This window comes from Acidithiobacillus concretivorus, from assembly GCF_018853445.1.
In the GTDB taxonomy this organism is placed as follows: Bacteria; Pseudomonadota; Gammaproteobacteria; order Acidithiobacillales; family Acidithiobacillaceae; genus Acidithiobacillus; species Acidithiobacillus concretivorus.
This window is the reverse complement of record NZ_JABELD010000112.1, coordinates 1-7,079: the sequence shown is the minus strand read 5'-3', so window position 1 is coordinate 7,079 and position 7,079 is coordinate 1. Positions and strand designations below refer to the sequence as shown.

The window sequence follows — 7,079 nt, the reverse complement described above, 5'->3', positions numbered from 1 at the left end:
CAGCCTCATTCAATCCGCCAAGGCCAAGGCTCGGGGTTACCGCACGCACAAGAACTTTATCAACATGGCCTACCTGATCCTGGGCAAGCTGGATCTCAGGCTACCCACTTGAAATGACGAGGAACCAAAATTTTTAAAAAAATAAAAATACTATCATTGATTTTATTAGGTTTTTCGGTCATCTCTCGATGCAAATGCATATGCATTTGCATAAAATTGGATGCTTTTGAGATGAGACGTTACAGCTCAAAATGTCTTATGGCGGTCGGCCACACGGACAGGGATTTTCGGCGCTTGTAAGTCATTGATTCCCGCGCCACCCTGGCGCCATACTTGGGGTGGGAATAAGAGGGAATATAAGGGAATAGCAATATGCTAAATGTTTTGCAACTAATTGTTTTTATGTTTATTTATTGCGTAAGGCGTTGATGCAAAAAGGGTAAAAAAGTGGCTTGTTGGGCCTTCTAAGCCGTAGGTCAGGGGTTCGAGTCCCTTCAGGCGCACCATATAAAACATAACCTTACAAATAATTTCTGTTTCCATTTTTTACGGATTCCCAATTTTGGTCCCCCTACGGTCCCCGAATGCAAAATGCTAAGCTTGAACTGTTCTCTCCAAGGCGTGGGGCAGTCGTTACCGTAGCAAGCGTTGCTCGTTTACTTGGGAATCGATGTGGAGGCGCTACCTTGGGGCGATTTTCCTACTCAGCGCTGAAAACCAGTCTTCAGCCAGTACAGATTCAGAAAGCAGCGATTCTTCGTTGGCAAGTGGCGTCAGCAAGGTCAACATGGCACGGCCTGCCGGAATCGGTTTGCCCAACTCCACGGGATGAACCTGTCCCTGTGCATCGATTTCCACTTCAATAGTTTGTAGCATGGTTCAATCCTCGGCTTCCTCATCCAGTTGAAGGTACACCACATACTCACTCTCGACATCCACGGCGATGATTTTGCCTTCCATCAGTGCGTTCAATTCCTTGGGCGTTATACGGATAAGTTCACCACTACCCCATCGCTGCCCAAACACGGTATCCCCATCCAGAGGGTCTATGACCTCGTTGACAATCGCCACCCCACGGTCTCGGTCTATGCTCATGTCATACCACCACGATATTACCGATTCCTGCGTGTTCCGGTCCGATGACAATCTGAATATCCCGACCCAGCCGAGCCAGACATTCCAGCATTTTGGCTTCACTGATTCCACGGAATTGCCCGCGTAGCATCAGAGACAGCTTGGGTTGCGGGATACCCAGCAGTTCCGCTGCCTGCGATTGCGTGAATCCTTTGCTCTGGATCATGTCGGCAATACGGGATGCCAGTTGCGCCTTCAATAGCATTTCCTCTGCATCCGGCGCACCGATGTCCGCGTAGACATTGCCACTACTCATCTCAATATTCATTCGATCACCCCCTTGGCGTGTCGCTCAGCCCATTTCAAGCGTTCATGTATCTTGTCCATATCAGGTTTGGGTGTGCGGATGCCTTGGGTGGATTTCTTCTGAAAGCAATGTAGAACATATATCCTCTCTTGCAAACGCACCGTATACACCGCTCGAAACGTATCACCATGAGAATCTTCGGCAATCTCAAGTACATCCGCCGATCCAAAACCCTTCTGCGGCTTTGTTTGCGCATGCTTGCCGCCGATTTGCGCCAGATGCAGCGCATACCCAAAGGTATCCCGTACGTCTTCCGGCATATCCATCAGGTCTTTCTTGGACGATGCCACCCAGAATAATGGACGTTGTGATTGAACCATAAGGTAGATTATATCTAATTGGATATAATTTGCAAAACGGCTTTACTCATATTTCATACCCCAACAACTCCAGATTCTTCCGCATTGCGTCTTCCAGCCTGCGTCCCTCGGCCAACTATTCGGATAGTGCTTGGGTCAGCCGCGCCATACCCAAATCCGCTTCAATACCCCGAATGGCGAGATTCATGAGAGCCAGTTTCCACGTATTGGGATTGGATTCTTCCCCGTAAACGCTGATGTCGCCCACTTTGCCGCCGTGGGCTTCAATGAACTTTTCACTTTGTACGAACATGCCACCGGACCCGCAGCAAGGGTCATAGATGCGCCCTTTATACGGGGCCAACATGGTGACCAAGATTTTGACTGGAATCGGGTGCAGGATTGGACTAAAATTCAAAGGCTTATAGCCTTGCATATGACACCCTGTAAATCCTTCAAAATGTGAGAGGGCAAAATATGACCGCACGGGAATTATTTCTTTCTGAGACGTTTACGGCAGGGCTTAATGTTCATAGTGTCATTGGTGGTTCTTGCCATTGGCATTATTTACGGTTCAGCAACCCCTCTGTTTTACGTGGTCTCTGCTGGCTTGCTGATATCGCCGTTCTCTGCTGTTGTTCAAAAAAAGAAAAATTATACTTCCAATGGTGCCCGGCGTGAATTATGAATTCAGATTGAGCACAGTTATTCAATGGGTAACAGTGTCGACAATACTTCCTGTCACAACATTCTCAGCACGAACCATTATGCAAGCATCTGCATTCGGATTGTATTTCATTCTTTATATGCTTATACTTCTGTCTCTGCAGGCAACCTGCTTAAAGATAAAAGATAAAGAAAATTACACCAGTTTTTTATAAAAAAATAAATTGAATTATTTTGCAAAACCTCTTGCTCTGGTGTAAATCAATGACAGACAGTGAGATCAAATCGTTTTATTCACCCAATATAACCTTTAGATTTTTCTATGCTTAAATGTATCCGCAAAGCTACCCAGCACAAACCATAACCAGGTGACTACCTGCACATAGCGTAGCAATGGATCACTATGACGCCATGCCCGGACCCCCAAATAGCCAATCAAAATAACCAGCGGAATAAATCCAAACAAGCCCAACTCTGATAAATAAGCCAAAAATGAATTATTAGGTCCGATCATGCTATCCACAACAGGCGGCAATTTAGGCTCCAGACCTCTACTAGCCAAATCATAATAGGAGGTTTTGAACTGCCCTGCGCCCATCTAAACACTTCCCTGTGGTGATATAAAAAAACAATTCAAGACGAATGACTTCCACGGCGTCTGTTCATGCGCCGGCTGCGGATTTGCCAAAGGGTCAGCACCAAACCCACTGCCACGTATATAATCCCGGCAAAGAAGAGCACCAAAGGAGGATGCACGGCGATCAGGGCGACCACCAAAACGACAATAATAGCTAGAGCAAAAGGGACGCGCCCGTGTAAGTCAAAGTCCTTGAAACTGCGAAAACGGACGTTACTGACCATCAGCAGCCCCAGCACATAGACCAATCCCAAGGCAATATATTCACTAATGTGGGTCAGCCAGGGATACCCCTCGCCCACGGCCACCCAGACCAGGCTGGCCAGAACTGCTGCAGAAGTCGGGATCGGCAAACCCTGAAAGTAGCGTTTTGAAGCGCTGTGCACCTGGGTATTGAAACGCGCCAGACGCAAGGCCCCACAAGCCGTATAAATAAAAGCACCTAACCAGCCGAATTTGCCGAAATCCTGAAGCCCCCAAAGCAGCACCAGAATGGCTGGGGCCAATCCAAAGGCGATGACATCGGCCAGTGAATCATATTCTGCACCAAAAGCACTTTCCGTATGCGTCATTCGGGCAACCCTGCCGTCAAGACCGTCAAGAATCATGGCAATGAATATGACTATTGCGGCAGTACGATAATGACCATGTATAGACGCAACAATGGAATAAAAACCGGCAAAAAGACTGGCTGTCGTAAACAAATTGGGGAGTACATAAACGCCCCGCCGGGGATACCGGGGATTCATGTTATGGAACCCGGCAAAGTAGCCAGACACTGAGCGCCGGAACGCACCCTTTCACCAATCCGCACCTGAACTTCCGTATCCAGTGGTAAATAGGTATCTACCCGCGATCCAAAACGAATAAAACCGAAACGCTGACCGGTAACCACATCATTATCGTTACGGACATAGCAGACAATGCGCCTGGCCACCAGGCCCGCCACCTGCACCACGGTGACATCATGCCCCCCGGGAGTTTTCACCCAAATCGCATTTCGTTCATTTTCCAGTGAGGCCTTGTCCAGGGCGGCATTAAAAAACCTGCCCGGAAAATACCAGATATTTTGTATATGTCCACTGACTGGCATGCGATTGACGTGTACATCAAACACATTCATAAAAATACTGATTTTAAGTGCTGGCCGCGATAGGTAAGGATCATCGACCTGCTCAATAGCAATCACCCGGCCATCGGCTGGACAAAGGACAGACTGGGGAGATAAATCGGGTAATGGCCGACGGGGATCCCGAAAAAATTGCAGACTGAACAAAAACAACAGATAAAAAAGCGCGGAGAGGAGTAACCACCAACCCGTCAAAAAAATCTGCAAGACAATGGCGATGATCAGAAAGGCGAGCAGAAAAGGCCAGCCTTCACGCGCCAGAACAGGATATGGATAGTCAGTTTTCATGGGCGGAGCGTATCAGGACCGGAGCCATGAGAAAAGGGCGAACACCCAAGGCAAAAGACTTGCCCAAGAGAATTCACCCTTTTTCAAAAGTGCAAACAAATTTAGTTGCGTGAACGGTCCACAATCCGGTTCTGACCAATCCAGGTCATCATGGAACGCAGCTTGTTGCCCACCACTTCAATAGGATGCTCGGCACCTATCCGGCGCATAGCCTGCATGGTCGCCTTGCCAGCCTGATTTTCCAGAATGAATTCCTTGGCGAACTGTCCCGTCTGGATTTCGGTGAGAATTTTTTTCATCTCGGCCTTGGTGTCGGCATTCACCACACGCGGGCCACGGGTGAGATCCCCATATTCTGCAGTGTTGGAGATGGAGTAGCGCATGTTGGCAATACCCCCCTCATACATCAGGTCCACAATCAGCTTCAGCTCGTGCATACACTCAAAATAGGCCATTTCCGGCGCATAACCGGCCTCGACCAGCGTTTCAAAACCCGCCTGCACCAAAGCCGTGGCGCCGCCGCAGAGCACCGCCTGCTCACCGAACAAATCGGTTTCGGTTTCTTCACGGAAAGTTGTTTCGATGACGCCAGCACGGGTGCCACCATTAGCCTTGGCATAAGCCAGAGCAATGTTGGTGGCGTTGCCACTGGCATCCTGATGCACGGCAATCAGACTGGGCACCCCACCTCCCTGGGTGTAGGTGGAACGGACCAGATGGCCGGGACCCTTGGGTGCCACCAGGAAGCAATCGAGATCAGCGCGGGGATGAATCTGACCAAAATGTACGTTGAAACCATGGGCAAATACCAGTGCCGCTCCCTGTTTGATTTTGGGCGCAATTTCATCACGATACAAAGCAGCCTGACCTTCATCCGGCGTTAGAATCATGACTACATCAGCACTGGCCACCGCATCACCGACCTCTTTCACTTCCAGACCGGACTTGACGGCCTTGTCCCAGGACGTAGAGTCCTTGCGCAGGCCTACCACTACGGAAACCCCGGATTCCTTGAGATTCAGGGCATGAGCATGTCCCTGTGAGCCGTAACCAATGATGGCGACTTTCTTTTTCTGGATAAGGGCCAAATCAGCATCGTTATCGTAATAAACTTTCATGTAAACCTCTGCGTATGTACAAAAAAATGAATAATCATTCAGACAAAATCAAATAGCCTTGGCACCACGGCTGATGGCGCTGGCACCACTGCGCACCACCTCAATGACCATACCCGGGTCCAGAGCGTGAATAAAGGCATCCAGCTTGTCACCAGGACCCGTGAGCTCAATGGTGTAAGAGCGATCCGTGACGTCAATGATGCGCCCCCGGAAAATATCCGAAAGACGCTTCACCTCTTCACGATCAGGGCCAACAGCGTGGACCTTGATCAGCATCAGCTCACGCTCAATGTGCGGTCCCTCACTCAGATCATGTACGCGAATCACCTCAACCAGCTTGTTCAACTGTTTGAGTACCTGCTCCATGATTTCCTCGGAACCACTGGTGGCCACGGTCATGCGCGAGATGCTGGCATCATGGGTTGGTGCTACCGTCATGGCTTCAATGTTATAACCCCGCGCCGAAAATAAACCCGCCACCCGCGACAAGGCACCCGCTTCGTTTTCCAACAAAATAGAGATGATATGGCGCATGCTTACACCAGGATCATTTCAGAAAGTGCCGCACCGGCAGGCACCATGGGATATACGTTTTCCTTGGCATCCACGCGGAAATCCATGAATACCATACGATCCTTGAGACGCAAGGCTTCGCGGATCACCGGCTCGACATCAGCGGGAGTATCCGCACGCAACCCAATATGACCATAGGCTTCGGCCAGCTTTACAAAATCCGGCAAGGCATCCACATAACTCATGGCATAACGATCTTCATAAAAGAACTCCTGCCACTGGCGGACCATACCGAGATAATGATTGTTCAGGCAGGCCACCTTGAGGGGCAACTTGTATTGCTGGCAGGTAGATAATTCCTGAATATTCATCTGGATACTGCCATCACCCGTAATACAGACCACCGTAGCATCGGGCTCAGCCACCTGTGCGCCCATGGCTGCCGGCAAGCCAAAACCCATCGTCCCCAATCCACCACTATTCACCCAGCGACGGGGTTTATCAAAACCATAAAACTGGGCAGCCCACATCTGATGTTGGCCCACATCAGAAGTCACAATGGCATCTCCAGCAGTCAGTTCAAACAGTTTTTGTACCACAAACTGCGGCTTGATGATCTGATCATCCTGCTGGTAATGGAGACAATCGCGCTTGCGCCATTCTGCAATCTGCGCCCACCAGGCCTGCATGGCATGGGGGTCGTTCAGTGCATCCAGCTCACCGAGCACCTGATTCATTTCTGTCAGAACCTGCTGGAGATCGCCAACAATTGGCACATCCACCCGGACATTTTTGGAAATGGAGGAAGGATCCACATCCACATGGACAATTTTGGCATGGGGCGCGAACTTGGCGAGATTACCGGTAACCCGGTCATCAAAGCGCGCCCCCAGCGCCACCAGCACGTCACAATGCTGCACCGCCATGTTGGCTTCATAAGTGCCATGCATGCCTAACATGCCGACAAACTGGGGGTCAGAGGCGGGGG

General features: G+C 49.9%; 11 protein-coding genes. All 11 read right to left on the bottom strand.

Features of this window, described 5'->3' with window-relative positions; translation table 11 throughout:
- Positions 1-681: 681 nt before the first annotated feature.
- Positions 682-876: a hypothetical protein gene (locus tag HJG40_RS12365; RefSeq protein ID WP_215864475.1), complete on the bottom strand. Its 195-nt coding sequence runs from the start codon at positions 874-876 to the stop codon at positions 682-684.
- Between the two features lie 3 nt (positions 877-879).
- Positions 880-1,095 carry a hypothetical protein gene (locus HJG40_RS12360; RefSeq protein ID WP_215864474.1) on the bottom strand — a complete coding sequence of 72 codons (216 nt, stop codon included), beginning with the start codon at positions 1,093-1,095 and terminating at the stop codon, positions 880-882.
- A gap of 1 nt (position 1,096) precedes the next feature.
- The gene (locus HJG40_RS12355) at positions 1,097-1,402 is read right to left on the bottom strand and encodes a helix-turn-helix domain-containing protein (RefSeq protein WP_215864473.1); all 306 of its coding nucleotides are present in this window, start codon (positions 1,400-1,402) and stop codon (positions 1,097-1,099) included.
- The gene (locus HJG40_RS12350; protein ID WP_226857434.1) at positions 1,399-1,707 is read right to left on the bottom strand and encodes a type II toxin-antitoxin system RelE/ParE family toxin; all 309 of its coding nucleotides are present in this window, start codon (positions 1,705-1,707) and stop codon (positions 1,399-1,401) included. Before HJG40_RS12350 ends, HJG40_RS12355 begins: the two co-directional genes overlap by 4 nt.
- A gap of 169 nt (positions 1,708-1,876) precedes the next feature.
- Positions 1,877-2,176 (bottom strand): N-6 DNA methylase, encoded by a 300-nt coding sequence (locus tag HJG40_RS12345; protein WP_226857433.1) that lies wholly within the window; start codon positions 2,174-2,176, stop codon positions 1,877-1,879.
- 540 nt (positions 2,177-2,716) lie between these two features.
- Positions 2,717-3,004: a hypothetical protein gene (locus HJG40_RS12340; protein WP_215864471.1), complete on the bottom strand. Its 288-nt coding sequence runs from the start codon at positions 3,002-3,004 to the stop codon at positions 2,717-2,719.
- Between the two features lie 35 nt (positions 3,005-3,039).
- On the bottom strand, positions 3,040-3,792 hold the full coding sequence (gene pssA, locus HJG40_RS12335) for a CDP-diacylglycerol--serine O-phosphatidyltransferase (protein WP_215864470.1): 753 nt from the start codon (positions 3,790-3,792) through the stop codon (positions 3,040-3,042).
- The gene (locus HJG40_RS12330; RefSeq protein WP_215864469.1) at positions 3,789-4,460 is read right to left on the bottom strand and encodes a phosphatidylserine decarboxylase; all 672 of its coding nucleotides are present in this window, start codon (positions 4,458-4,460) and stop codon (positions 3,789-3,791) included. Before HJG40_RS12330 ends, pssA begins: the two co-directional genes overlap by 4 nt.
- Before the next feature lie 101 nt (positions 4,461-4,561).
- Complete coding sequence (gene ilvC, locus HJG40_RS12325) at positions 4,562-5,578, bottom strand: ketol-acid reductoisomerase (RefSeq protein ID WP_215864468.1); 1,017 nt, start codon at positions 5,576-5,578, stop codon at positions 4,562-4,564.
- A 48-nt stretch (positions 5,579-5,626) separates the two neighbouring features.
- Complete coding sequence (gene ilvN / locus HJG40_RS12320) at positions 5,627-6,112, bottom strand: acetolactate synthase small subunit (protein ID WP_075323110.1); 486 nt, start codon at positions 6,110-6,112, stop codon at positions 5,627-5,629.
- Between the two features lie 2 nt (positions 6,113-6,114).
- Positions 6,115-7,079 (bottom strand): thiamine pyrophosphate-dependent enzyme (locus HJG40_RS12315; RefSeq protein WP_226857432.1); only part of this gene is annotated, 965 nt, incomplete at its 5' end.